At 64.6% G+C, this 22813-nt stretch carries 25 protein-coding genes and 1 tRNA gene; 15 read left to right on the top strand and 11 right to left on the bottom strand.

Annotated elements, in window-relative coordinates; all coding sequences use genetic code 11:
* Window positions 1-58 precede the first annotated feature (58 nt).
* Window positions 59-730, bottom strand: coding sequence for a GntR family transcriptional regulator (locus tag EN824_RS00405; protein WP_135931668.1), 672 nt, complete (start codon window positions 728-730; stop codon window positions 59-61).
* 335 nt (window positions 731-1065) lie between these two features.
* Here EN824_RS00405 and EN824_RS00400 point away from each other — a divergent pair, with 335 nt between their 5' ends.
* The 8 genes from EN824_RS00400 to atzF are packed head-to-tail and all read left to right on the top strand — an operon-like array spanning window position 1066 to window position 9360.
* Complete coding sequence (locus EN824_RS00400; protein WP_127278477.1) at window positions 1066-2193, top strand: BMP family ABC transporter substrate-binding protein; 1128 nt, start codon at window positions 1066-1068, stop codon at window positions 2191-2193.
* Between the two features lie 15 nt (window positions 2194-2208).
* Window positions 2209-3333, top strand: coding sequence for an ABC transporter permease (locus EN824_RS00395; RefSeq protein ID WP_135882352.1), 1125 nt, complete (start codon window positions 2209-2211; stop codon window positions 3331-3333).
* The gene (locus tag EN824_RS00390) at window positions 3333-4259 is read left to right on the top strand and encodes an ABC transporter permease (protein ID WP_127278475.1); all 927 of its coding nucleotides are present in this window, start codon (window positions 3333-3335) and stop codon (window positions 4257-4259) included. The genes EN824_RS00395 and EN824_RS00390 overlap by 1 nt, the downstream gene beginning before the upstream one ends.
* A 31-nt stretch (window positions 4260-4290) precedes the next feature.
* On the top strand, window positions 4291-4992 hold the full coding sequence (locus tag EN824_RS00385) for an isochorismatase family cysteine hydrolase (protein WP_127870084.1): 702 nt from the start codon (window positions 4291-4293) through the stop codon (window positions 4990-4992).
* A gap of 10 nt (window positions 4993-5002) precedes the next feature.
* Entirely contained in the window at window positions 5003-6532 is a 1530-nt protein-coding gene (locus EN824_RS00380) for an ABC transporter ATP-binding protein (protein ID WP_135931667.1), read from the top strand.
* Complete coding sequence (locus EN824_RS00375) at window positions 6532-7200, top strand: cysteine hydrolase (protein ID WP_127870082.1); 669 nt, start codon at window positions 6532-6534, stop codon at window positions 7198-7200. The genes EN824_RS00380 and EN824_RS00375 overlap by 1 nt, the downstream gene beginning before the upstream one ends.
* Entirely contained in the window at window positions 7193-7543 is a 351-nt protein-coding gene (locus EN824_RS00370; protein ID WP_135931666.1) for a cupin domain-containing protein, read from the top strand. The genes EN824_RS00375 and EN824_RS00370 overlap by 8 nt, the downstream gene beginning before the upstream one ends.
* Window positions 7540-9360 carry an allophanate hydrolase gene (gene atzF, locus EN824_RS00365; RefSeq protein WP_135920872.1) on the top strand — a complete coding sequence of 607 codons (1821 nt, stop codon included), beginning with the start codon at window positions 7540-7542 and terminating at the stop codon, window positions 9358-9360. The genes EN824_RS00370 and atzF overlap by 4 nt, the downstream gene beginning before the upstream one ends.
* 178 nt (window positions 9361-9538) lie before the next feature.
* On the opposite strand, the gene EN824_RS00360 is transcribed toward atzF, so the two are convergent.
* Window positions 9539-9614: transfer RNA gene (locus EN824_RS00360), tRNA-Ile, on the bottom strand.
* A 134-nt stretch (window positions 9615-9748) separates the two neighbouring features.
* Here EN824_RS00360 and EN824_RS00355 point away from each other — a divergent pair.
* Window positions 9749-10459, top strand: a complete 711-nt coding sequence (locus EN824_RS00355; protein ID WP_127276910.1) for an SIMPL domain-containing protein — start codon at window positions 9749-9751, stop codon at window positions 10457-10459.
* Window positions 10460-10661: 202 nt separating this feature from the next.
* Here EN824_RS00355 and EN824_RS00350 read toward each other — a convergent pair whose 3' ends face one another.
* Window positions 10662-11021 (bottom strand): hypothetical protein, encoded by a 360-nt coding sequence (locus EN824_RS00350; RefSeq protein WP_127276908.1) that lies wholly within the window; start codon window positions 11019-11021, stop codon window positions 10662-10664.
* 250 nt (window positions 11022-11271) lie between these two features.
* The gene (locus tag EN824_RS00345; RefSeq protein WP_127276920.1) at window positions 11272-11718 is read right to left on the bottom strand and encodes a YcgN family cysteine cluster protein; all 447 of its coding nucleotides are present in this window, start codon (window positions 11716-11718) and stop codon (window positions 11272-11274) included.
* Between the two features lie 198 nt (window positions 11719-11916).
* On the opposite strand from EN824_RS00345, the gene EN824_RS00340 reads away from it, so the two are divergent.
* The 3 genes from EN824_RS00340 to EN824_RS00330 all read left to right on the top strand — a co-directional run bounded on the left by EN824_RS00340 (window position 11917) and on the right by EN824_RS00330 (window position 15002).
* Window positions 11917-14076 carry an OmpA family protein gene (locus tag EN824_RS00340; protein WP_135931665.1) on the top strand — a complete coding sequence of 720 codons (2160 nt, stop codon included), beginning with the start codon at window positions 11917-11919 and terminating at the stop codon, window positions 14074-14076.
* A 396-nt stretch (window positions 14077-14472) separates the two neighbouring features.
* Window positions 14473-14712: a type II toxin-antitoxin system ParD family antitoxin gene (locus EN824_RS00335; RefSeq protein WP_245464295.1), complete on the top strand. Its 240-nt coding sequence runs from the start codon at window positions 14473-14475 to the stop codon at window positions 14710-14712.
* Entirely contained in the window at window positions 14709-15002 is a 294-nt protein-coding gene (locus EN824_RS00330) for a type II toxin-antitoxin system RelE/ParE family toxin (RefSeq protein WP_127276902.1), read from the top strand. The genes EN824_RS00335 and EN824_RS00330 overlap by 4 nt, the downstream gene beginning before the upstream one ends.
* Here EN824_RS00330 and EN824_RS00325 read toward each other — a convergent pair.
* Entirely contained in the window at window positions 14999-15865 is an 867-nt protein-coding gene (locus EN824_RS00325; RefSeq protein WP_127276900.1) for an NAD(P)-dependent oxidoreductase, read from the bottom strand. The two genes, EN824_RS00330 and EN824_RS00325, sit on opposite strands and share 4 nt — an antisense overlap.
* A gap of 67 nt (window positions 15866-15932) precedes the next feature.
* On the opposite strand from EN824_RS00325, the gene EN824_RS00320 reads away from it, so the two are divergent.
* The gene (locus EN824_RS00320) at window positions 15933-16091 is read left to right on the top strand and encodes a type II toxin-antitoxin system VapC family toxin (protein ID WP_245464294.1); all 159 of its coding nucleotides are present in this window, start codon (window positions 15933-15935) and stop codon (window positions 16089-16091) included.
* 6 nt (window positions 16092-16097) lie between these two features.
* Here the strand turns inward: EN824_RS00320 and EN824_RS00315 are convergent, their stop codons facing one another.
* Entirely contained in the window at window positions 16098-16730 is a 633-nt protein-coding gene (locus EN824_RS00315) for a helix-turn-helix transcriptional regulator (RefSeq protein ID WP_127276898.1), read from the bottom strand.
* Between the two features lie 8 nt (window positions 16731-16738).
* Window positions 16739-17611, bottom strand: a complete 873-nt coding sequence (locus EN824_RS00310; RefSeq protein ID WP_127276896.1) for a S1C family serine protease — start codon at window positions 17609-17611, stop codon at window positions 16739-16741.
* Window positions 17612-17781: 170 nt separating this feature from the next.
* On the opposite strand from EN824_RS00310, the gene EN824_RS00305 reads away from it, so the two are divergent.
* Entirely contained in the window at window positions 17782-18732 is a 951-nt protein-coding gene (locus tag EN824_RS00305) for a trypsin-like peptidase domain-containing protein (RefSeq protein ID WP_135931664.1), read from the top strand.
* A 9-nt stretch (window positions 18733-18741) separates the two neighbouring features.
* On the opposite strand, the gene EN824_RS00300 is transcribed toward EN824_RS00305, so the two are convergent.
* The gene (locus EN824_RS00300) at window positions 18742-19167 is read right to left on the bottom strand and encodes a VOC family protein (protein WP_127276892.1); all 426 of its coding nucleotides are present in this window, start codon (window positions 19165-19167) and stop codon (window positions 18742-18744) included.
* Between the two features lie 66 nt (window positions 19168-19233).
* On the opposite strand from EN824_RS00300, the gene EN824_RS00295 reads away from it, so the two are divergent.
* A complete protein-coding gene (locus EN824_RS00295) occupies window positions 19234-19827 on the top strand; it encodes a TetR/AcrR family transcriptional regulator (protein ID WP_127276890.1) in 594 nt (197 codons plus the stop codon).
* Window positions 19828-19870: 43 nt separating this feature from the next.
* On the opposite strand, the gene EN824_RS00290 is transcribed toward EN824_RS00295, so the two are convergent.
* The 3 genes from EN824_RS00290 to EN824_RS00280 all read right to left on the bottom strand — a co-directional run bounded on the left by EN824_RS00290 (window position 19871) and on the right by EN824_RS00280 (window position 22716).
* A complete protein-coding gene (locus EN824_RS00290) occupies window positions 19871-20686 on the bottom strand; it encodes an oxidoreductase (RefSeq protein ID WP_127276888.1) in 816 nt (271 codons plus the stop codon).
* Window positions 20687-20789: 103 nt separating this feature from the next.
* On the bottom strand, window positions 20790-22058 hold the full coding sequence (gene fabF, locus EN824_RS00285; protein ID WP_127276886.1) for a beta-ketoacyl-ACP synthase II: 1269 nt from the start codon (window positions 22056-22058) through the stop codon (window positions 20790-20792).
* Between the two features lie 76 nt (window positions 22059-22134).
* Window positions 22135-22716, bottom strand: a complete 582-nt coding sequence (locus EN824_RS00280; RefSeq protein WP_127870067.1) for a TetR/AcrR family transcriptional regulator — start codon at window positions 22714-22716, stop codon at window positions 22135-22137.
* Between the last annotated feature and the right edge of the window lie 97 nt (window positions 22717-22813).

The following is a 22813-nucleotide window of genomic DNA, read 5'->3' as shown; positions in this document are numbered from 1 at the left end:
TGTGAGCAGGCCTCAGGGGCCAACATACTCGAAAGTGGATGAGCCTCAGAAGCTCAGGTCATTTGCCTGATAAGGTGGCGGCGAATGGCGTTGCTGCTCTTGGGCCACTTGACTGCTCACCGACGGCAAAAACTGCGCTTGCCACGCTGACGATTGCGACATGGTCCTTTGCGGCCGCCCCCGCAGCGGCACTGTCGCCACGCAGGATCGCGGTGACTATGGCGTCATGCTCCTGCCAGGATTTGGCAAGGCGTCCGGCCAACCTGAACTGGGCACGCCGGAAAGGGGCAAGACGGCTGCGCGTCGTCGCTGTCAGCTCATAGATGTGCGTGCTGTGAGCGCCGCGATAGAGCCGGCTGTGAAACTCGGTGTTGAAATATTCATAGTCTTCCTCGGCGCCCAGCCGCACCAGCCGTGCCGAGGCCTCGTGCTCGGCCTCGAGCGCGCGGCGCTCGCTGACGGTCATGCGCTCGGCGCAGAAGCGCGCGCATATGCCTTCAAGTTCAGCCATGCTTTCGAACATCGAGGTGAGATATTCCTGGGTGACGACGGCGACGATGGCGCCTCTGTTCGGTCGCCTTTCAACCAGACCCATGGCGCTTAGCTGTCCGAGCGCCTCGCGCACAGGGGTGCGCGACACCTCGAAGCGGGCGGCAAGCGAGGTTTCGTCGAGCTTTTCACCAGGGCGCAGTACGCCGGTGACGATGCGGTCGCCGATGGCCCTCACCATCTGATCAACGGTCGTTCCCAATCGGACCAAGCTGCGCTTTCCCGACACGCCTCCTCCAAGCCTCCGTTTTCATTTCCAGACCATGAACCGGCCGAACGAAAGTCCGCTTCCGACTCAGTCGTACCCTGTATGCCTATGTTTTAATCTTCCTGTCAAATTGTCTGATTTCAAGGCAAAAAGTGCATGCAGTTGCCTTTCGATTGTGCAATGCCAAAAGATATTATTACTGATTTTATTGGGTAAATTTTAATTTCTGGATTGGCATAGCAATTGCATGCACTTTCTTGAGAAGGCGTTAACCGACCCGGAAAAGGTCCTACAGGGGAGCATAAGAAATGACCGACCGATTCTTGCTTAGCCGCCGCCAGCTGCTCAAGACCTCCGCCGCCGGAGCGGCACTCGGGCTTGCGTCCGCGGCCTTTCCCGTCAGCAGGGCCTTTGCCGCCAGCGCCACCGTCGGCTTCATCTATGTCGGGCCGAAGGATGACTATGGTTACAACCAGGCGCATGCCGAGGGTGCGGCGACGCTGAAGGCCATCGAGGGCATTACCGTCGTGGAGGAGGAGAACGTACCGGAGACGGTCGACGTCCAGAAGACGATGGAATCGATGATCAATCTCGACGGCGCCTCGCTGATCTTCCCGACCTCTTTCGGCTACTTCGACCCCCACATGCTGGCCATGTGCGCGAAATTCCCCAACGTGCAGTTCCGCCATTGCGGCGGCATGTGGGACAAGGCGAAGCACCCGATGAATGCCGGCTCCTATTTCGGCTATATCGGCATGGGCCAGTATCTCAACGGCGTTGTCGCCGGCCACACCTCAAAGACCAAGAAGCTCGGCTTCGTCGCGGCCAAGCCCATTCCGCAGGTGCTGCTCAACATCAACTCCTTCCTGCTCGGCGCGCGCTCGGTCGATCCGACCATCACTTGCCAGGTCATCTTCACCGGCGAGTGGTCTCTGGCGGTTAAGGAAGCAGAAGCCACCAATGCGCTGGTCGACCAAGGCGCCGACGTCATCACTTGCCATGTCGACAGCCCGAAAGTGGTGGTCGAAACCGCCGCCGGGCGCGGCGCTTTCGTCTGCGGCTACCATGCCAACCAGAGCCCGCTGGCGCCCGAAAAGTATCTCACCGGCGCCGAGTGGAACTGGGCCAAGGTCTACAAGATGTTCGTCGACGATCTCGTCGCCGGCACGCCGCTGCCGAACTTCACGCGTGGCGGCCTTGCCGACGGCTTCGTCAAGATGAGCCCGCTAGGGCCCGCCGTCGGCGAAGCAGGCCGCAAGCAGTTCGACGCCACCCTGGCTGAAATGATGAAGGGCGGCTTCGCCGTCATCAAGGGACCGCTGAAGAGCAACAAGGGCGCCGTCGTCGCCACCGCGGGGCAGGCTTTCCCGGAGACAGCGATCGAGCTCGAAAGCATGGACTATCTGGTCGAGGGCGTCGTCGGCTCGACCGCCTGATCTGGGGGTGGGACGATGGTGGACACGGTGACAGGGGCCGGCATGCCGGCACTCTTCGGCGCCAGGGGATATCCTCCGGTGCTGGAATGGATCGCGCGGCGGGCGGAAGCCTTCGTCATTCCGCTCGCAGCACTTGTCGTCGGCATGGCGCTGTTCAGCCTGTTCATCGCACTGGTCGGCAAGTCGCCGATCCTGCTCTACGAGACCATGTGGCGGGGCGGCTTCGGCTCCTGGTTCTCGATCCAGAACTCGCTGTCGCGGGCCGCACCGCTGCTTCTGGCGGCGCTCTGCGTGGCACTCCCGGCGCGGCTTGGCCTCGTCGTCATCGGCGGTGAGGGCGCCATCGTGCTGGGCGGCGTTGGTGCTGCTGCCATCGGCGTGGCGCTCAGCGGCTCGCCATCGTCAATCGTCATTCTTGCCATGGGCGTGGCGGGCATGGCCGCCGGCGGCATCTGGATCGGTGCCGTCGGCGCGCTGCGCCACTACCGGGCCGTCAACGAAACCATCTCCAGCCTGCTGATGGCCTACATCGCCATCGCGCTGATGAACCAGTTGGTGGAAGGGCCGCTGCGCGACCCGGCCTCGCTCAACAAACCTTCGACCCAGCCGCTGGCGGACATCTACCGCATCGGCAACATTCCGGGCATGGACGTGCATTGGGGGCTGGTCGTTGGCGTGGTCGCCTGCGTTCTCTCCTGGGTGCTCATCGAAAAGACCCGCTGGGGTTTTGCCGCGCGCATCGCCGGCGGTAATGTGCGCGCGGCACAGGTGCAGGGGCTGGCCGTCGGACCGCTCATCGTCGGCTTCACGGCACTGGCGGGCGGCTTCGCCGGGCTTGCCGGCATGCTGGAGGTCGCCGCCGTGCAAGGCAGCGCCAATGCCTCGCTCGCCGCCGGCTATGGTTACACCGGCATCCTCGTCGCCTTCCTCGCCCGCCACAACCCGCTGGCCATCATTCCGGTCGCCATCCTGCTTGGCGGCATCGACGCCTCGGGCGGGTTGATCCAGCGCCGCATGGACCTGCCCGACGCCACGGTGCTGGTGCTGCAAGGCATGATCTTCATCGTCATCCTGTTCAGCGAAACCTTTTACGGCCGCTTCAAGGCCTTCAATCCCGACCTCTGGAAAAGGGCCTCCTGATGGACGCGACCGAGATCGGCCTCTGGGGCGTGCCGCTGGCCATTCTGGGCGGCGCCATCCGCGTGTCGACGCCCTTCATCTTCGTCTCGCTGGGCGAGGCGATCACCGAGCGTTCCGGCCGCATCAATCTGGGGCTGGAAGGCACGCTCGTCTTCGGCGCCATGACCGCCTATGCGGTCGCGGTGATGACCAACTCGCCGTGGCTCGGCCTGCTTGCCGCAGCTTTCGCCGGCCTGTTCTTCGGCCTGTTCCATGGCTGGATCTGCAAATTTCGTGGGGTCAACGACATTGCCATCGGCATCGCGCTGATGCTGTTCGGCTCGGGCCTCGCCTTCTTCTTCGGCAAGCCGTTCATCAAGCCGAAGGCGCCCAACCTGCCGGCCATTCCGTTCGGCGGTTGGTCCGATATCCCGCAGGTGCAGGCGGCGCTCGACGTCAACGTGCTGTTCCTGATCGGCGCGGTGCTTTCCGTCATACTGTGGTGGGCGTTCCGCAACACGCGCGCCGGCCTCATAGTGCGTGTCGTCGGTGACAGTTCCGATGCAGCACGCGCCATGGGCCTCAACCCCGACACGGTGCGGCTGCTCGCCACCGGCGTCGGCGGCGCGCTGGCCGGCATCGGCGGCGCCTACCTATCGCTCTACTATCCCGGCAGTTGGACCGAGCGCATCTCGTCAGGCCAGGGCCTGATGGCGGTGGCGCTGGTCATCTTCGCGCGCTGGAACCCGCTCGGCTGCTTTGCCGCGGCCCTTTTGTTCGGCGGAGCCGGCGCGCTCGGCCCGGCGCTGCAATCGGTCGGCGTCACGCAAGGCTACTACCTGTTTTACGCCGCTCCCTACATCCTCACCCTCATCATCATGATCGTCACCTCCTCGCCGACACGAACGCTTGCCGGCGCGCCAGGCGAATTGTCGATCACCAAATGAGACTTGGCACCAAATGACTGGAGTTTTGCCTATGAACGCCAGAGCCGAGATTGCCCAGCACACCATCGATGCCGAGCCCTATCCGTGGCCCTACAATGGTGACCTGCGGCCCGACAACACGGCGCTGATCATCATCGACATGCAAACCGATTTCTGCGGGCCAGGCGGCTATGTCGACCATATGGGTTACGATTTATCGCTGGTGCGGGCGCCGATCGAACCGATCAAGGCGGTGCTGTCGGCGATGCGGGCCAAGGGGTATACCATCATCCACACGCGCGAGGGGCACCGGCCCGATCTCGCCGACCTGCCGGCCAACAAGCGCTGGCGTTCGCGCCGCATCAATGCCGGTATCGGCGATGCCGGCCCGTGCGGGCGCATCCTGGTGCGCGGCGAGCCGGGCTGGGACATCATCCCCGACCTCTACCCGATCGAGGGCGAGCCGATCATCGACAAGCCTGGCAAAGGCTCGTTCTGCGCCACCGACCTGGAGCTGATCCTCAACCAGCGCCGCATCGAGAACATCGTACTGACCGGCATCACCACGGATGTCTGCGTGCACACCACAATGCGCGAGGCCAATGACCGCGGCTATGAATGCATGATGCTGGAGGATTGCTGCGGGGCGACCGACCACGGCAACCATCTGGCGGCGATCAAGATGATCAAGATGCAAGGCGGCGTCTTCGGCACGGTGTCGAATTCGACGGCGCTCGTGGCTCAGTTGCCATGAGGAGGCCGCGATGAGCGACAGCGTCCGAAAAGCCGTCGGCGTCGAAACCATCGGCATGACCATGCGCTTCGGCGGCTTCACCGCGCTGGACGCCGTGTCGGTGAAAGTGCCGGCAGGTTCCTTTCACGCGCTGCTTGGCGAGAATGGCGCCGGCAAGTCGACGCTGGTCAAATGCATGATGGGTTTTTATCACCCGACATCAGGCGACATGGTGGTCGACGGCCGCGAGGTGGCAATCGCCAGTCCGCGCGACGCTTCGGCGCTTGGGCTCGGCATGGTCTACCAGCATTTCACCCTAGTGCCGTCGCTGACAGGGGCGGAAAACCTCGTCATCTCGCGCGAGAAGGTTCCTGGCATCATCGACTGGCGCAAGGAGCGCAGCGACCTTGCCGTGTTCATGGAGCGCATGCCGTTCAAGCTGCCGCTCGACGTCAAGGTGGCGGAGCTTGCTGCTGGCGAAAAGCAGAAGCTCGAAATCGTCAAGCAGCTTTATCTTGGCCGCTCCTTCCTGGTGCTGGACGAGCCAACCTCGGTGCTGACGCCCGGCGAGGCGCAAGAGGTGCTGGGGCTTGTGCGCGACATGACGAAAGCCGGCGACCTCACCGTGCTGATGATCTCGCACAAATTCCATGAGGTGACCGCCTTCGCCGACGATGTCAGCGTGCTGCGCAAGGGCAAGCTGACGGGAACCGGCCGCGTCGCCGACCTGGACCATAAAACGATGGCCGCGATGATGATCGGCGACCAGCCGATCGCTGCCCTTGACAGCCGTGCGGCGCCAAAACCCGATGCCGAGATCGTGCTGAAGGTCAGATCGCTGAAGGCGCCTGACCGCACCGGGCTGAAGTCGATCCGTATCGAGGATCTCGGTGTGCGATCGGGCGAGATCGTCGGCATCGCCGGTATTTCCGGCAACGGCCAGAAGGAATTTCTGGAAGTGCTGGCCGGTCAGCGTCCGCGCGAGGCCGGCGAGGTGCTGGTGCGCGGCGCCACCTACGCAGCGACGCGGGCCGAGGCGCGCGCGCTCAATGTCCGGCTCATTCCCGAGGAGCCGCTGAAGAATGCTTGCGCGCCGAAAATGACCGTGGCCGAGAACATCTCCTTTCGCACCTTCGACATGGACGGCAATGGCAGACCGGTGAGCTGGATCAATGCCAGTGCGATCCGTGCTTTCAGCGCCAGGCTAGTCGAACAGTTCAAGGTCAAGACCGCATCGCTGTCGTCGCCCATCGCCTCGCTGTCAGGCGGCAATGTGCAGCGCGCGGTGCTGGCGCGCGAACTGACCGGCGGGGTCGATCTGCTCATCGTCTCCAACCCATGCTTCGGCCTCGACTTCTCGGCGGTGGCCGAGATCCGCGCCCGTATCATGAAGGCGCGCAATGCCGGGGCCGCCGTGCTGCTGATGTCGGAGGACCTCGACGAACTGCTGGAACTGTCGGACCGCATCTTCGTCATGTCGGACGGCGCGCTGGTCTACGAAACGCCGATCGCGCAGGCGAGCGTGCAGACCATCGGCGAACATATGGCGGGACATCATTGATGGCTGAAATCGATGCGCAGCCGTTTGCATTTGCATTCAAGTCCGACACGATGGCGCTGGTGGTCATCGACATGCAGCGCGATTTCGCCGAGCCGGGCGGCTTCGGCGCCAGCCTCGGCAACGATGTCAGCCGGGTCACCGCGATCGTGCCGACGGTGAAGAGACTGATCGAGGGGTTCCGTGCCGCCGGCCTGCCGGTGATCCACACCATGGAGTGCCACCGGGCTGACCTCTCCGACCTGCCGCCTGCCAAGCGCGACCGCGGCAATCCGTCGATCCGCATCGGCGATGTCGGGCCGATGGGCCGCGTGCTGATCGTTGGCGAGCCGGGAACGGCGATCCTCGACGAGCTGGCGCCGCTGCCCGGCGAGGTCGTCATCGAGAAGCCGGGCAAAGGCGCCTTCTACGCGACCAGTTTTGATGAGGAACTGAAGCGGCTCGGCGCTCGGCAACTGGTTTTCGCCGGCGTCACCACCGAGGTCTGTGTACAGACGACGATGCGCGAGGCCAACGATCGCGGTTATGAGTGCCTGCTCGCCGAAGACGCGACGGAAAGTTATTTCCCCGAGTTCAAGGCGGCGGCCATCGCCATGATCCGCGCGCAGGGCGCCATCGTCGGTTGGACGGCGACGACCGATCAGGTGCTGCAGGGACTTGCCGATGGCTAATCTGAGTTTTGCCGGCCTGATCGATGGCGGCTGGCGCGGGCTGGCGTTCGAGCCTTTTCGCGAAGGCATCACGGTGCACTGGCTGCTCAAGGGCGGACCGGTCGAGCCGTCGGTGGCGATCCTCGACTACCGGCCCGGCGCCGGCGTACCGCGCCACCGCCATGTCGGGCTTGAAACCATCGTCGTGCTCGAGGGTACGCAGAGCGACGAGAATGGCGACTATCCCACGGGAAGCGTCATCCTGAACCCGGTCGGGACCGAGCATTCGGTGTGGACCAAGGACGGCTGCGTCGTGCTGATCCAATGGGACCTGCCGGTGATCATTCTAGGGGAGGCCACATGAGCGAGATCCACTTCGACATTGGCAGCCTGCACGCCGCCTATGCGGCCGGCGTCAGCGTCGCTGACATGGTCGATACAGTTCACGCCCGCATCGAGGCGGCTGACGATCCCGGCATCTTCATTCATCTCGCCGCCAAGGCAGAGATGCTGGCGCAGGCGAAACAGCTCGGGCCGTTCGATCCGGTGGCCAAGCCTCTGTGGGGCGTGCCGTTCGCGGTCAAGGACAACATCGATGTCGCCGGCATGCCGACAACCGCCGCCTGCGCCGAATATGCCTACATACCAGACAAGGACGCAACCGTGGTGGCGCGGCTGAAGGCTGTCGGGGCGCTGGTGGTCGGCAAGACCAATCTCGACCAGTTCGCCACCGGTCTGGTCGGTGTGCGCACGCCCTATCCGATCCCGAGGAACGCTGTCGATGCCAGCCTGGTGCCCGGCGGCTCCTCTTCGGGATCCGCCGTTGCGACGGCGCGCGGCATCGTCTCCTTCGCGCTAGGCACCGACACGGCCGGGTCCGGCCGCATCCCCGCCGGTCTCAACAACATCGTCGGGCTGAAGCCGACGGTCGGCGCGCTTTCGGCCGCCGGCGTTGTGCCAGCCTGCCGTACGCTCGACTGCATCTCGGTATTCGCGCTCACCGTAGACGATGCCTACGCAGTGTACGGCGTGGCGGCGGCCAAGGACCCGGCCGATGCCTATTCGCGCGCCATCAAGGTGCCGGCGCTTTCCGCTCGCCCACCCGTGCTGACGGTCGGCGTGCCGCAGAAGGCGGATTTGAAATTCTTCGGCGACGCATCGATGCAGACGGGCTTTGAGGCGGCGCTTGGCTTGCTGGAAAAGCTTGGTTGCCGGCTGGTCGAAATTCCGTTCGCCGATTTCTACGCCACCGCAAATCTTCTCTATGAAGGAGCCTGGGTTGCCGAACGCTACGCGGCGATCCGCGACTTCATGGACGCTAACGAAGCCGCAATGCATCCGGTAACGCGCAAAATCATTGGCGGCGCGCGCGGCCTGTCAGCGGCCGATGCCTTCAACGGCCTCTATGCGCTTCAGGCCTACAAGGCCAAGCTCGCCCCGATCATCGCCTCTGTCGACCTGTTCTGTGTGCCGACGGCACCAACGCATTACGCTCTCCAGGCGGTGCTTGCCGATCCGATCACCACCAACAGTCGGCTCGGTACCTATACAAATTTCGTCAATCTGCTCGATATGTGCGGCATCGCCGTGCCGACCGGCAAGCGCGACGATGGGCTGCCGATGAGCGTGACCCTGCTGGGTATGGTAGGCAAGGATTGGCTCACGGCGTCGCTCGCGCGCGACGTTCATGCCATGAGCGCTCTTCCGCTCGGCGCGACCGGCTGGGCGCAGCCGGGGAGTGCCTTGCCTGGCAACGTTGCACAGGACCAGACGATTGATCTGGTGGTGGTCGGCGCGCATCTGTCGGGGATGCCGCTCAACGGTCAGCTAAGGGACCTAGGCGCCCAATTCTCGAGAGTAACGAAAACCACACCTGCCTACCGGCTCTACGCGCTTGCCGGCCAATCCGTGCCCAAGCCGGGCCTTGTCCGGGTCTCCAGGGATGGAATGCGAATAGACGTCGAGGTCTGGCGGCTGGGTCCGGAGGCGTTCGGACGATTCGTCGCCGCCATCCCCCCACCGCTGGGCGTAGGAACGATCGAACTCGAGGATGGCAGCGCAGCCAAGGGGTTTTTGGTGGAAACCGCCGGCCTGACTGACGCCGCCGATATCTCCGCCTATGGCGGGTGGCGCAGTTTTGTAAGACGCGACCAAGAAAGGGCCAACATTCTCGCGACCTAGAAACGCAGTCTCCGACGATGTCTGCTTCAGGAAACGGCGAAGGTGAACTTAATGACCAAGCGATTCCGAGATCGCAAGGAAAATCGCCGGGTAGTTCTGGTCAGAAAGAGGGGTTCGAGTCCACGTTGTGGGCCGCCTCTGAAATATCTATCAAAATCAACTACTTGAATGAGACTTTTGGTGGGCCCGGAGGGACTCGAACCCCCAACCAAGCGGTTATGAGCCGCCGGCTCTAACCATTGAGCTACAGGCCCCACGCGGGCTGGATTAATGTTTTTCGCATCGCCGCACAAGGCTTTACCGGCGGGCTTTCGCAGATCGCCCAAATCAACCCATAATCGCGCTCTACGCGACCCTTGCGACCTGATCGCAGACCAAGGAGATTTTCATGACCAAACATCTTTTGCCCCTCGCGCTCGCCGCTGCAATCGCCTTTCCGGCGATGGCTGGAGCCACCGATCTGCCGACGCCGCCCCGCATCATCGTTTCCGGCGAGGGCGAAGCAACCGTGGCTCCCGATCTGGCGATCCTGACGCTCAGCGTCATGCGCGAAGCCAAGACGGCGCGCGCCGCGCTCGACGCCAACAATGACGCCATGGCCGCCGTGATCGCCGCGATGAAGGCCGCAGGCATCAAGGATCGCGACCTGCAGACCGCGGGCATCCAGATCAACCCCCGCTACAACTACACCAACAAGCCCGACGGCAGCCAGGAGGCCGAACTCATCGCCTATCAGGTGACCAATACGCTTTCGGTGCGCGTGCGCGACGTCGACAAGACAGGCGAGGTCCTCGACAAGGCGGTGTCGCTCGGCGTCAACCAGGGCGGCGGCATCGCCTTCACCAATGACAATCCGGCGGCCACCGTCACCGAGGCGCGCAAGAAGGCTGTCGCCGACGCCACGGCCAAGGCCAGGACGCTGGCCGAGGCGGCCGGCGTCAGCCTCGGCCGGGTGCTCGAGATCACGGATCAGAACATCAGGCCGGCGCCGATGCCGATCAACGCCAAAGCCTTCGACGCCGCGGCCGGGGCAGCGCCGGTGCAGGCCGGCGAGAACGCCTACAATGTCCAGGTCACCGTTACCTTCGAACTGAAGTAACCGGGTTGAGTGGATGGCCGGTCCTGCCGGCCATCGTCCGTCCCTTGGCCCGCATGAAAAACCCCGCGGGATCGCTCCCGCGGGGTTTTTTCGAGCCGCATCCGCCCAATGGGACAGGGGCTCCGCTAGTCCAGACCGACCTTCATGGAAGGTCGTGTCTCCAGGCTGGTCTTCGCAGAAGATCAGCCTCCAGGCCTAAGCCTCAGCGATAGATGACCGGGCAACCGCGCTCGTTGGCGAACACGATGACGACACGGTCGCCGTCCTGACGGCCCATCACCTTGACCACGCGACGGTTGGCATCGACGATGCGGGCTCGGTAGAGGCCCATGCGCTCGGCCTTGTCGAGGGCGCGATCCGGCGAGCAGCCGCGGCGCCAGCCGTCGCGGCGCCAGTCGTCGCGGCGATGCCGATAGCCGTCGTCGCCGGCATAGACGCCGAAGCGCGGATCCTGGTTGTTGCCGAAGCCGAGATAGAGGCTGTCGGCATGGGCGGGGATGGCCGTCAGCGCGCCGAGGCCGACCAGAGCCGAAAGCGCTGCCGTCTTGATGGTGGTGTACATGGTTCTCTCTCCTTGTTGCGGGCTTGCGCCCGTCCTCGTGAAACCGATGGCGGGAGAATGCACTGGCCTGCCTGAACTGTTTACGAACTGCCCGTTCATCTGCGGTTCATCTGGCGCCGGCGGGGCAAAGCCCCGGTCATTTGCAAATCCCTCGCCGGCCAAATCCCTTGCCGGCATTCAAACAATATCCGCGCCAAACGCCTCCCTCGTCCTTGTTCCCGACAGGCAAACTCCTGCCGATGTCCGCGCGTCAGGGCTCGTCGTCGAGCATATAGTCAAAATAGTCTTCCGGCTCGGCAAGGTCGGTCTCGCTGGCCTTGACCCGGCCGCGCATCGAGATGCCGGCCTCATGCACGGTCTCGGCACTGCCCGATACCAACCGGTGCCACCAGTAGAGGTCGCGGCCCTCGGCCACCAGCCGGTAGGCGCAGGTGCTGGGCAGCCAGCTGATGGTGCGCACATTCTGCGGCGTCAGCCCGACGCAATCGGGAACGCGCGCCAGTCGGTTGGCATAGTCGGCACAGCGGCAGCTTTCGGCGTCGAACAGCCGGCAGCCGACGCTGGTCCAGTAGATTTCGCCGGTGTCTTCGTCCTCGAGCTTCGACAGGCAGCACTTGCCGCAGCCGTCGCAGAGCGATTCCCACTCCGTGGGGCTCATCTCTTCCAGCGTCTTGGTTTTCCAGAACGGCGTTTCCATTTCCGGCATGTGGCCCCAGCCGACGCCGAGGTCAAGCGCTGCAAGAGCGGGAAATGGCGCGGTAACTCGTTCGAATGACACGAATTTGCCTTCAAAAGGCCGGCCAATAGCCCCGTACGGCCCCTAACGATGCGCCGCTGGAACCAATTTCGTTAAAAGCGGTTTCGGCAAGGATGGGACCCCACAAGGAGAATTTCGATGAAACGCCAACCACGGATTCTGGCAGGCACAGCCCTTGGCCTGTTGATGGCATCCGCGCCGTTAGGCGCGTCCCCGCTCCAGGGGACAGCCGCGTTCGGCCCCATGCAGCGCGGCGCGACGCCGCTGATCATCCTGGCGCAGGACACGCCCACCGATCAGGGGCAGAGCGACCAGGAACAGCTGCGCAAGAAGAAGCGCGAGCAGCAGCAGCAGACGGAGTCCGCTCCCGCCGCCGAGAAGCCCGCCCCCGCGGCCGAAGAACAGCAGCCGCGCAAGAAGAAGCGCGACCAGCAGCAGCAGGCTGAGCAGGCACCGGCCGGCGAGGCAGCGCCCGCCACCGACGAGCAGCAGCCGCGCAGGAAGAAGCGCGACCAGCAGCAGCAGGCCGAGCAGGCGCCCGCCGGCGAGGCAGCGCCCGCCACCGACGAGCAGCAGCCGCGCAGGAAGAAGCGCGACCAGCAGCAGCAGACCCAACAGGCGCCCGCCGGCGAGGCAGCGCCCGCCACCGACGAGCAGCAGCCGCGCAGGAAGAAGCGCGACCAGCAGCAGCAGACCCAACAGGCGCCCGCCGGCGAGGCAGCGCCCGCCAACGACAACCAGCCGGTCAAGCCCGGCAGGAAACACAAGCAGGATCAGCAGAAAGAGGCGCCGGCCGCCGTGCCGGAGACCGCCCCGACGCCCAAGGAAGCTCCTGCCGGCGAAGCGACGCCGAAGGTTGAACCGGCCCCCGCCGGCGAGCAGCCTGCCGCCCAGGGCGAGCAGTCGCAGGACAAGACGAAGAAACACGGCAGGAAACCGGCTGGCGAACCGCCGGCGACCGGTGAGCAGCCTGCGACCGGCGAACAGCCGCTGACCGGCAAACAGCCCGCCACCGGCGAACAGCCGGCGACGGGAGAGCAGCCCGCCACCGGCGGGAAGGCCGCGCCTGTCCAGGGCGAAAACCCCGTTCAGGGGGAAGCACCCGCCGACAAGAACGCCGCCCCCATCCTCGACAGCCAGAAGGATGCCAAGCGCAAGGGTCGCGGCGAGAATGGCCAGGGCGGCCGCAAGCCCGCCAACCAGAATGGCGAAGAGCAGAATGGTGGGCAGCAAAATGGCGGGCAGAATGCCCAGCAGGGCGGTGACCAGGGCCGCAAGCCGGTAGTGGCGCCGGTGGATCAGGGTCCGCCCCCAACGGACGATAGGACCGCCCAGGAGGCGATCAAGCCCGAAAAGATCGCGCCTGTGACTCAGGAGCAGGGCAAGCGCCTCGAGCGCGCGCCTGACGAGGACATTCGTGATCGCCGCCGGCCCGAGGGCGTCGACGTGCTCAAGGAGATCGGTGACCGGGTCATCATCCAGTTCAACGATCAGACGTTCGTCCAGAGCAATGATCGCCCACGCCTGACCCGCGGCGCCAAGGACGTCTACTACGAGGACCTGCCGCAGGGCCGCACGCGCGAGACGGTCGAGCGCGACAATGGCTTCCGGATCGTCACCATCCGCAACCGCTACGGCGACATTCTGCAGCGGTCGCGCATCGCGCCCGACGGTCGCGAATATGTGCTGAGCTATGTCGACGAGCGCAGCTACCAGGACGAAAACGACTGGCGCGATCCCGGCGATGACCTGCCGCCGATGCGGCTGACCATCCCGCGCCGGGATTACATTCTCGATTCCGAGGATGTCGAAAGCGACGACGACTATTATACCTTCCTCGAACAGCCGCCGGTGGAGAAGGTGCAGCGCCTCTATTCGATCAACGAGGTCAAGCGTTCGGCCCGCGTGCGTGACATTGCTCGGCGCATTGACCTCGACACGCTGAACTTCGAATTCGGCTCTTCTTCGATCTCCGACACCGAGGTGCAGAAACTGGAGGGCGTCGCCAACGCCATGGAGAAACTGCTGAAGAAGAACCCAGCCGAGACCTTCCTGATCGAGGGCCATACCGACGCCGTCGGAACGCCGGAGGCGAACCTTGCACTGTCGGATCGCCGTGCCGAAGCGGTTGCGGAAGCGCTGACCAATGCCTTCGGCATCCCGCCCGAGAATCTGACGACACAGGGTTATGGCGAGGAGTATCTGAAGGTCGACACCTCGGCGCCCAACCGCGAGAACAGGCGCGTCGCCATCCGTCGCATCACCTCGCTGGTGGCGCCGGTGGCGAGCAACAATTGACCTGCGTTTCCAGCGCCTTCCGGTGATTTCTGGAATCAGGTCGGCAATAGCAGCTCATCCCGGTCACCGGGATGGGCTGGAACTGGCAGCAGCGCTGCCGGGTCAACAAGAATTGTACAGCCCTTGGAGCCGGCTCATTGAATCACCGGGCTTCGAACCCCAGATTCTGCACTGGGCGTTCCCTGCCCCGTCCCGACTCCAGCGGGACGCATCGAGCCCCGCCGGCCCTCTCCGGCGGGGTTTTTGCTTCAAGCCCATCTAACGATGGTCTGGTGGCCGAATACGCTGCCAACGCCGGCTGAGGGGCCTGAGCAAGGCAGGCGTGAATGAGAGACCGCGCTCCAATGCTTGTCAACTTTCCGACGAATTGATACCATCTATTGGTATCGGAGATTGATGATGCCCAAGAACACGTCCATCACATTGGGTGATCAGTACGACGCCTTTATCCAGCGACAGATCGCGAGCGGCCGCTTCGGCTCAGCCAGCGAAGCCGTTCGCGCAGGCCTGCGTCTTTTGGAAGAACAGGAACTGAAGCTTGAGCAGCTTCGGGCTGCTATTGATGAGGGGGACAACTCTGGCGATCCCGAGCCATTCGACATCGAGGCTTTTCTCAAGTCCAAGAAACACCGGTGAAGCGGACCGTCCGGTTTTCGCCGAAGGCGAAAGCAGACCTGGACGCCATATGGGACCATTCCTTAGGTGAATGGGGCGCGGAGCGAGCGGAGGCGTATATCCGCACCATCCACTCCGTGGTCAAACTTATAGATCAATTCCCAACGATCGCGAGAAGCGCCTCGAATATCCGTCCGGATTTGTTGAAGTATGCCGTCGGGTCACACGTGGTGTTTCTGCGAATGGGCCAGGGATCCATCAACGTCGTACGCATTTTGCATCAGCGCATGGACTATCCCAGGCATTTCTAGAAGGCTGTCCTGATCTTCGTATCGGAATTCGCAAACACCTCGTCCGGCACAAAGAAATCTCCCGCCAGCGGTCCGGTAGCCCCGGGCGCATAGACCGAGAAATCGTTGACGCCCTCGGCGCGCAGCACCTCCTCGTCGATGTAGAAATTGCCTGTTGCCTCGCGCGACGGCCGCATGAAGATCGCATGCGCGGCGTCGGCCATGATATCGGGCGAGCGGCTCATCGCCGCCACGGTCGCCCCGCCCAGGAGATTGCGCACCGCCGCCGTGTCGATGGTCGAGATCGGCCACAGCGAATTGACCGCGATGCCATCCCTGGCGAATTCCGCGCTCATGCCCAGCGTGCACATCGACATGCCGAACTTGGCCATGGTGTAGGCGACGTGGTTCTTGAACCATTTGGCCTTCATGTCGAGCGGCGGCGCCAGATTCAGGATGTGAGGGTTTTTGGCCAACTTCAGGTGCGGAATGCATGTTTTGGACACGAGGAAGGTGCCGCGCGTGTTGATCTGATGCATCAGATCGTAGCGCTTCATGTCGGTTTCCAGCGTGCCTGTGAGCTGGATGGCGCTCGCATTGTTGACGCAGATATCGATGCCGCCGAATTTCTCGACGGTTTTGGCGACCGCGTCGGCCACCTGCGCTTCCTCGCGAATGTCGCACAGCACCGGGAGCGCCTTGCCGCCCGCCTGCTCGATCTCTTGCGCCGCGCTGTAAATCGTGCCCGGCAGCTTCGGATGCGGCTCGGCGGTCTTGGCCGCGATCGTCACATTGGCGCCATCGCGCGCGGCGCGCAGCGCGATCGCCAGCCCGATGCCGCGCGACCCGCCGGAGATAAACAGCGTCTTTCCCTCGAGCGACATTTTCTTCGCCTCCCTGCAACTTTTCGTCGGCGCGATCCTTGCCCGCGCCGCGGCGGGATACAAGAGCTTGCGACAGGAAGCCATGGTGACGCTGCGGAGGCCGATGGCACCCGGCGGGCTGAATTTCGGTGACTGCATTGCCTACGCCACGGCAAGGCTCGAAGCCATGCCATTGCTTTTCAAGGGCGATAACCTTCGACTGACCGATATCGAAACGGCCGTCTGAGCAATATCAGACCAGCACCAGCCCCTGACGCATCGCAATGGCGATGGCATCCGTACGATTGGCGGCGCCGAGCTTGATCAGGATCGCGGCGACATGGAACTTCGCCGTGTGCACGGAGATGTTGAGCCGCCGCGCGATCACCTTGTTGGGCGCCCCTTCGGCAAGCAGCGCCAGCACTTCCGCCTCGCGCGGGGACAGCGCTGGCCGGGCGGCGTGCTCGTCCAAAACTTCGTCCTCGAACGGCTCGCCTGCGTGGAAATCCTCGCGATGTCCGGGCGCGCGGCCATTGCCCGATATGCTGTACCCAGCGGCGGCCAACCGCGCCGCCGCGGCGATCAACAGGTCGTCCGCGCCGGCGGGCATGACGGCAGACACCGCGCCGGCAGGCCGCTCTGCGCTGGCGCGCGCCGAGAGCAGCACCCGTGGCACCGAGGTCGGCACGGCATCACCGCTCCTGTCGTCGACGACCGCAACGTCGGCCCTGCCGCCGCCAACGACCACCGGCAACAGGTCGTCGCTGGCGGCAAGCGATGCCGCCAGGCGCTCGGCGCGCCCGGCATCGGCAAGCGCAATCAGCACTACCAGCCGCCGCGAAGCCGCGCTGTCGGTCTCGATCCGGTCGCTGGCGAGTGTTTCCATCGATCCTCTCAGCTCAGCGGCTTTTCGCCGATGGTCAGCGCGACGTCGCGCTGCTCGCCGCCGCGCACGACACCCAACGTCACCGAAGCGCCCGCGCTGTCGGGCCCGAGCCGGCGGATAAGGTCGCGCGGACCATGCACGGCCTCGCCGTTCCACGCCACGATGATGTCACCGAGCGAGAGGCCGGCGGCCTTGGCCGGGCCATTGTCGTCGAGGCTCATCACCATTGCGCCATGCGCGTCGCGGTCGCGAACCGGATGCAGGCCGGCGCCGAGATAGCCGCGCGCGACATGGCCCTTTTCGCGCAAGGTGGCGACGGCCCGTTCGATCGTCTCGTACGGCATGACCAGCGCGCGCCCGCGCGGCCCGAACAGCAGCATGCCGATCAGCGCGCCCTTGGCGTCGAGCACCGGGCCGCCCTCGAAGCGGCCGCCGGCGCCGACGGCCAGATTGATGCGCCGGTCGATGGCGCCGCCGCGCATCGAGCGCCAGGCCGGACCAACCTCGCCGACCGCGCCGGACACAGCCAGTGCCGAACCCTGGCTGTTGCCGATGGCAATGGCGATGTTGCCCGGCCGAACGGCATCGGCCTTGGCAAGGGCAGGCGCGTTGGCCGCATCCGCCGGCTTCATCAGGGCGACGCCCGTCGAAGGATCGCGACCGACCAGCTCGGCCTTCACTGTCTCGCCCGAAGCCAGCGTCAGTTCGATCTCCTCGCCGGCCTCGACGGCTTCCTCGGCGGTGACGAAATAACCGTCCCTCCAATGGAAGGCACTGGCCGTGCGGTGATGATGGGTGGTGAAGCTCGCCGTTGCGGGGGCGGCCTTGGCGGCCAGATCGGCGATGGCGTCTGAAAACGCGCTCAGATTGAAGTCGCTCATAAGGGTCTCCTGGGTTTCTTGCATGTCCCAGATATCGCTCGACGGCGCGCCTGCAGGTACTCGCCTGACGGCTAGTTACGGGTTCGACTGGCCATCTGGTCAGGTCGCGGCGGTTCGGGCCCCTCCGCACATATAGTCACGAAAAAGCCTGAAAACACGGAACCCAACCGATGGCCCTCGCCGCCCCCAAAATCCAATCCGATAACACCTTGCTCGACGCCTATTCCGAAACAGTAGCCGACGCCGTCGACCGCATCGGCCCGGCGGTCTGCCGCATCGAGCGCATCGGCGGCCCGGGCGGCCATGGCTCGGGCTTCGTCATCGCGCCGGACGGCTTGGTCGTCACCAATTTCCATGTCGTCGGCGATGCCAAGACGGTGCGCGTCTCGATGCCGGACGGCGCTTCCAGCGAGGGCCGCGTGCTCGGCCGCGACCCTGACACCGACATCGCCCTGGTGCGCGCCGACGGCAGCTTCGCCGATGTGGCGCCGCTCGGCGATTCCAAGCGGCTGCGGCGCGGCCAGATCGCGATCGCCATAGGCAATCCGCTGGGCTTCGAATGGACCGTCACGTCAGGCGTCGTCTCGGCGCTCGGCCGCTCGATGCGCGCTTCGACCGGCAGGCTGATCGACGACGTCATCCAGACCGATGCGGCGCTCAACCCCGGCAATTCCGGTGGGCCGCTGGTGTCGTCGGCGGGCGAAGTGATCGGCGTCAACACCGCCATGATCTACGGCGCGCAAGGCATTGCCTTCGCCGTCGCCTCCAACACCGCCAGGTTCGTCATCTCCGAGATCATCCGCTTCGGCCGCGTGCGCCGCGCCTTCATCGGCATCTCCGCCGACACCGTCAATTTGCCGCGCCGCGCAGCACTCTTGTCGCAGGTGTCGACCAGCACGGCCGTACGGCTGCGCAGTGTCGAGAAGGACGGCCCGGCGGCCAAGGCGGGTCTCAAGGAAGGCGACATCATCGCCGCCATTGACGGACGACCGGTCACCGGCGTCGACGACCTCGTGCGCATGCTCGACGCCGAGCGCATCGGCCGCGAGACCCAGTGCACCGTGGTGCGCCGCACCGGCGTCAGCCAGGTGGCGGTGACACCGGTGGCAAGGGCGAGCTGAGGCGGCCGCTCAAGCCCCCGCCGCGCCTTCCGCATACTGCGCCAGGAACTCCTCGCTGGGCGGGATCGGCTTGATGACGTCGATCAGCACGCCGTTGGGGTCTTTGGTGATGAAATGGCGCTGGCCGAAGGGCTCGTCGCGCAGCGTGCGCAGGATCGGCAGGCCGGCAGCAAGGATCCGCTCATAGACCGCATCGGGATCCCTGACCTCGAAATTGATCAGCAGGCCCGAGGTCCGCCCTCGCCCCTCCTCCGGGATCGTCTCGTGGTCGCCCTGGACGATGCCGAGGTTCACTCTGCTGTTGTCCACCGATCGCAGGTGCACGTACCAGTTGCTCGTAAACAGGGCCCGGAAGTCGAAATGCTCGACATAGAAGGCCGCCGTGCCGGCGACATCGCCGGTCATCAGCACCGGATAGTAGCTCGTCGTCTTCATCTTTCCTTCTCCCGTCAATTAACATACAGTCTGCATGTAAATTCGATTAACATACAGGCTGCATGTATGCAACAGGAATCCGGACGCCGCTCGAACCGCGACCGCACCGAGGCGACACGCGCCGACCTGATCGCGGCGGCGCGCAAACTGTTTACGGAGAAGTCCTATGCCGAGACCGGCACGCCGGAGATCGTCGCCGCCGCCGGCGTGACGCGCGGCGCGCTCTACCACCACTTTGCCGACAAGCAGGCGCTATTCGCCGCCGTGGTCGAACAGGAGGCCGCGGCGGTGGCGAAAGAGATCGACCGCGCCTCCCCGCCTTCGCTCAGCCCCCGCGATGCGCTGATTGCCGGGTCAGAAGCCTATCTCACCGCCATGCGCGCGCCCGGCCGCACGCGGCTCTTGCTGCTCGACGGCCCGGCCGTACTCGGCCGTGCCGCCATGGATGCCATCGATAACCGCCACGGCAACCGCTCGCTGCGCGAAGGCCTTGTCGCGGCCATGCGCGCACGATCGATGACAAAGCTGCCGGCGGAGGCGCTGACAGCCCTGCTCGGCTCGGCTTTCGATCGGGCGGCGCTCGCCATCGAGGCGGGCGCATCAGCCGAGGACTACCGCGCCGTCCTTATGGCGCTGATCGACGGACTGTCGCGCGCCTGAAGTTGGTTCCTGGTCAGCTCGGTGTTCGCGAGTAAAGCCCCTCTCAGACCGGCAACCCGAGCTGCTTTCGCAGGCTCTTGTCGAATGCGGTCGCGGGGACGAAACGGCGCAGGAGACTGACCTGGCGCGCCATCTTTCCCGCCGTATAGCGCCTCTTCGGAGCGGGATCGGTGGCCGCTTTCAAGACCGTCGCCGCCACCGCTTCGGGCGCATCGCCGTTTTCCATCGATTTCCGCACGGCTAGGGTCATGCCGGCGCGCGCGGAGTCATAGATATCAAGCACCTGATCGGGAGCAGCGAGATTCTCCTCGAACGAGGTGCGTGTATAGGCGGGCTCGACCAATGCAACGCGAATGCCGAACGGGCGCAGTTCGTGGTCGAGTGATTCGGAATAGCCCTCGATGGCATGTTTGGTCGACGCATAAAGCGCGAAATAGGGAGCCGGGATGAACCCTTGTACCGAACTCAAATTGACGATCCTGCCCTTTCCCTGGCGCCGCATTGCCGGCAGCACCGCATTGGTCACGCGCAACACGCCGAAGACGTTCACGTCGAACAGTGCCTGGGCCTGCGCGGTCGAGGACTCCTCCGCGCCGCCAAACAGACCCATCCCGGCATTGTTGACAAGCAGGTCGATGCGTCCGGCCTTGGCCAGAACGTCATCGACCAGTTTCGCCACGGACGCGTCATCGGTCACGTCGCAGGTCAGCATGGTGACGCCGTCGGTCCTCTCGCCCGCCTCGCGACGGCTGGTTCCGAACACGCGAAAGCCCGCCTCGAGCAGGGCCTTGGCCGTTGCGTGCCCGATGCCGGAGGACGCCCCGGTGACCAGGGCGACGCCGAGATTGGTTTTGTTCATGGAAATTCTTTCTTAGGCCAGGGTTGCGTTTCGAAAATGTGGCCCGCTGGTCGTCCAGGGCCAGCGGCTCATCAGCGGCCGCTCCGGCGGTCGTACCGGCTGGCTAGTCCGTCCAGCGCCGGAACAACGCGCTGGCGTTAACCCCGCCAAAGCCGAAGCCATTGGAGATCGCGTAGTCCATCTCCATTGGCCGGGCGTGGTTTGCGACGAAGTCGATCCCGTCGCCGGCCGGATCGGGGGCGCTCAGATTGAGCGTCGGCGGTGCGACCTGGTCCCTGAGCGCCAGCACCGTGAAGATGGCCCCCAGCCCGCCGGCGGCTCCGAGCAGATGTCCGGTCGCCGACTTCGTTGCGCTGACCGCTATGCCGAAGTCCGCGCCGAAGACCCTTTTAATCGCCTCGATCTCTCCCGCATCGCCGACCGGCGTGGAGGTCGCGTGCGCGTTGAGATGGCGGACTTCCCGTGCCGAAATGCCGGCTTGGGCGATCGCGATCTCCATGGCTCGGCGCGCACCGTCGCCATCCTCGGGTCCGGACGTGATGTGATAAGCATCCGCCGTCGTGCCGTAGCCGACGAGCTCGGCCAGCGGCTTGGCGCCGCGCGCAAGCGCATGGCTCAAGGACTCGACGACCAGGATTCCGGCTCCTTCGCCCATGACGAAGCCGTCTCGCAGCATGTCGAACGGACGGGACGCCTGATCGGGACGGTGATTGAAGGAGGTCGAAAGGGAGCGTGCCGCGGCAAAGCCGCCGAGGCTGACCGCATTCATGCAGGCTTCCGTTCCGCCGCAGACCGCGATGTCGGCCTCATTGGCGCGGATGAGACGCGCCGCATCGCCGATCGCCTGGATGCCGGCCGCGCAGGCCGTCACCGGAGCGCCGAGCGGACCCTTGAACCCGTGTCGGATCGAAATTTGTCCCGCTGCCATGTTCACCAGGAAAGATGGCACGGTGAACGGTGAGAGACGCCGAACACCGCGCTGGTCGACGGTTCGCACGGCTTCGGTTATCGCGGGAAATCCTCCGACACCCGAAGCGATGATCGTCGCGGTGCGAGCCCTGTCATCGTCCGAGACCGGCTTCCACCCCGCCTGGGCCAGCGCCTCTTCCGCCGCCGCCAGTGCAAAGACAATGAAGCGGTCCGCCCTGCGCTGTTCCTTCGGGGCCAGGACGGTGTCTGGATCGAAGCCGGCTTCGGGGTCTTCCTGCAACGAGGGAACCGTTCCGCCGACCTTCGCCGGCAGGTCTCCCACCATTTCGGCCGGCAGGCTCCTTATGCCCGAGCGGCCAGCCAGGAGCCGGGACCAGGACGTCGCCACGCTGGCCCCAAGAGGGCTGACTGCTCCCATGCCTGTAATAACGATCCGACGCATCTCTACTCCAGCTGTCATTCTGCTTGATCCGTTCGCGTGATGGCGCAGCGCGGGCGCCCGGTCGCGATAACCGCCTCTATTCCTGCGCGGCCGCAATTCGCCTGACTTCGCCGGCGGCGGCATCGAGAAAACCCTGCGACATCTCTTCATCCTTGAGGATACGGGAGATCGTCACGGCACCCACCATCAGAGACAGCATCGCCATCGCCTTGCGATGGGTTTTTGGACCTTTTGCCGCCGGCATCAATTCGTCGAGAACCTCGAGGTGGGCTGCTATGCCATCCTGGAATGGCGCCCTGACCTCTTCGCCTTGGCGCGCCGCGTCCGAACCAAGCGCCACGATCGGACAACCGTCGCTCTTCTCTTCGCGATGCCCTGTTGAAAGGTAGAGCCCGATAAGGGCTTCAAGGGGGTCGGGGCTTCCGGCAGCAACAGCCGACCATCTGCGGGTCGCGTGTTCCATCGCTCGCCGCGATGCCTGCGCTGCCAGATCCTCCTTGGAGTCGAACTGCTTGTAAAAGGCGCCTTGGGTCAGCCCGGCACCCTTCATCAGATCCTTCAGCCCGATACCGTCAAAGCCGTGCTCTCGAAAAAGCCGGCTCGCCGCGTTGATGACCGCGTCGCGATTTGCTTCCGCCTGTGTGCGACTGACTCGCATCTCGACTCCCAATTTAGATTTCGTTCGACATCTATAACAAGGATAGAGTTTGAACGCAATCTAATTTGAATCCCTCCCTCCGCGGCAGAGGATGGAA

This window comes from Mesorhizobium sp. M8A.F.Ca.ET.181.01.1.1, assembly GCF_004792025.1.
GTDB lineage: Bacteria > Pseudomonadota > Alphaproteobacteria > Rhizobiales > Rhizobiaceae > Mesorhizobium.
This window is presented reverse-complemented; position numbering and strand designations above follow the sequence as displayed.

Bases quoted from the DNA above. Each gene is read 5' to 3' on its own strand.
- EN824_RS00385 (WP_127870084.1), top strand. From the start codon at position 4,291: ATGAACGCCAGAGCCGAGATTGCCCAGCACACCATCGATGCCGAGCCC.
- EN824_RS00315 (WP_127276898.1), bottom strand. From the start codon at position 16,730: ATGGAAACACTCGCCAGCGACCGGATCGAGACCGACAGCGCGGCTTCG.
- EN824_RS00325 (WP_127276900.1), bottom strand. From the start codon at position 15,865: ATGTCGCTCGAGGGAAAGACGCTGTTTATCTCCGGCGGGTCGCGCGGC.
- EN824_RS00290 (WP_127276888.1), bottom strand. From the start codon at position 20,686: ATGAACAAAACCAATCTCGGCGTCGCCCTGGTCACCGGGGCGTCCTCC.
- EN824_RS00350 (WP_127276908.1), bottom strand. From the start codon at position 11,021: ATGTACACCACCATCAAGACGGCAGCGCTTTCGGCTCTGGTCGGCCTC.
- EN824_RS00370 (WP_135931666.1), top strand. From the start codon at position 7,193: ATGGCTAATCTGAGTTTTGCCGGCCTGATCGATGGCGGCTGGCGCGGG.
- EN824_RS00375 (WP_127870082.1), top strand. From the start codon at position 6,532: ATGGCTGAAATCGATGCGCAGCCGTTTGCATTTGCATTCAAGTCCGAC.
- EN824_RS00380 (WP_135931667.1), top strand. From the start codon at position 5,003: ATGAGCGACAGCGTCCGAAAAGCCGTCGGCGTCGAAACCATCGGCATG.
- EN824_RS00305 (WP_135931664.1), top strand. From the start codon at position 17,782: ATGGCCCTCGCCGCCCCCAAAATCCAATCCGATAACACCTTGCTCGAC.
- EN824_RS00405 (WP_135931668.1), bottom strand. From the start codon at position 730: ATGGTGAGGGCCATCGGCGACCGCATCGTCACCGGCGTACTGCGCCCT.
- EN824_RS00280 (WP_127870067.1), bottom strand. From the start codon at position 22,716: ATGCGAGTCAGTCGCACACAGGCGGAAGCAAATCGCGACGCGGTCATC.
- EN824_RS00395 (WP_135882352.1), top strand. From the start codon at position 2,209: ATGGTGGACACGGTGACAGGGGCCGGCATGCCGGCACTCTTCGGCGCC.
- EN824_RS00390 (WP_127278475.1), top strand. From the start codon at position 3,333: ATGGACGCGACCGAGATCGGCCTCTGGGGCGTGCCGCTGGCCATTCTG.
- EN824_RS00355 (WP_127276910.1), top strand. From the start codon at position 9,749: ATGACCAAACATCTTTTGCCCCTCGCGCTCGCCGCTGCAATCGCCTTT.
- EN824_RS00310 (WP_127276896.1), bottom strand. From the start codon at position 17,611: ATGAGCGACTTCAATCTGAGCGCGTTTTCAGACGCCATCGCCGATCTG.
- EN824_RS00345 (WP_127276920.1), bottom strand. From the start codon at position 11,718: ATGGAAACGCCGTTCTGGAAAACCAAGACGCTGGAAGAGATGAGCCCC.
- EN824_RS00295 (WP_127276890.1), top strand. From the start codon at position 19,234: ATGCAACAGGAATCCGGACGCCGCTCGAACCGCGACCGCACCGAGGCG.
- EN824_RS00400 (WP_127278477.1), top strand. From the start codon at position 1,066: ATGACCGACCGATTCTTGCTTAGCCGCCGCCAGCTGCTCAAGACCTCC.
- atzF (WP_135920872.1), top strand. From the start codon at position 7,540: ATGAGCGAGATCCACTTCGACATTGGCAGCCTGCACGCCGCCTATGCG.
- EN824_RS00340 (WP_135931665.1), top strand. From the start codon at position 11,917: ATGAAACGCCAACCACGGATTCTGGCAGGCACAGCCCTTGGCCTGTTG.
- EN824_RS00300 (WP_127276892.1), bottom strand. From the start codon at position 19,167: ATGAAGACGACGAGCTACTATCCGGTGCTGATGACCGGCGATGTCGCC.
- fabF (WP_127276886.1), bottom strand. From the start codon at position 22,058: ATGCGTCGGATCGTTATTACAGGCATGGGAGCAGTCAGCCCTCTTGGG.
- EN824_RS00335 (WP_245464295.1), top strand. From the start codon at position 14,473: ATGATGCCCAAGAACACGTCCATCACATTGGGTGATCAGTACGACGCC.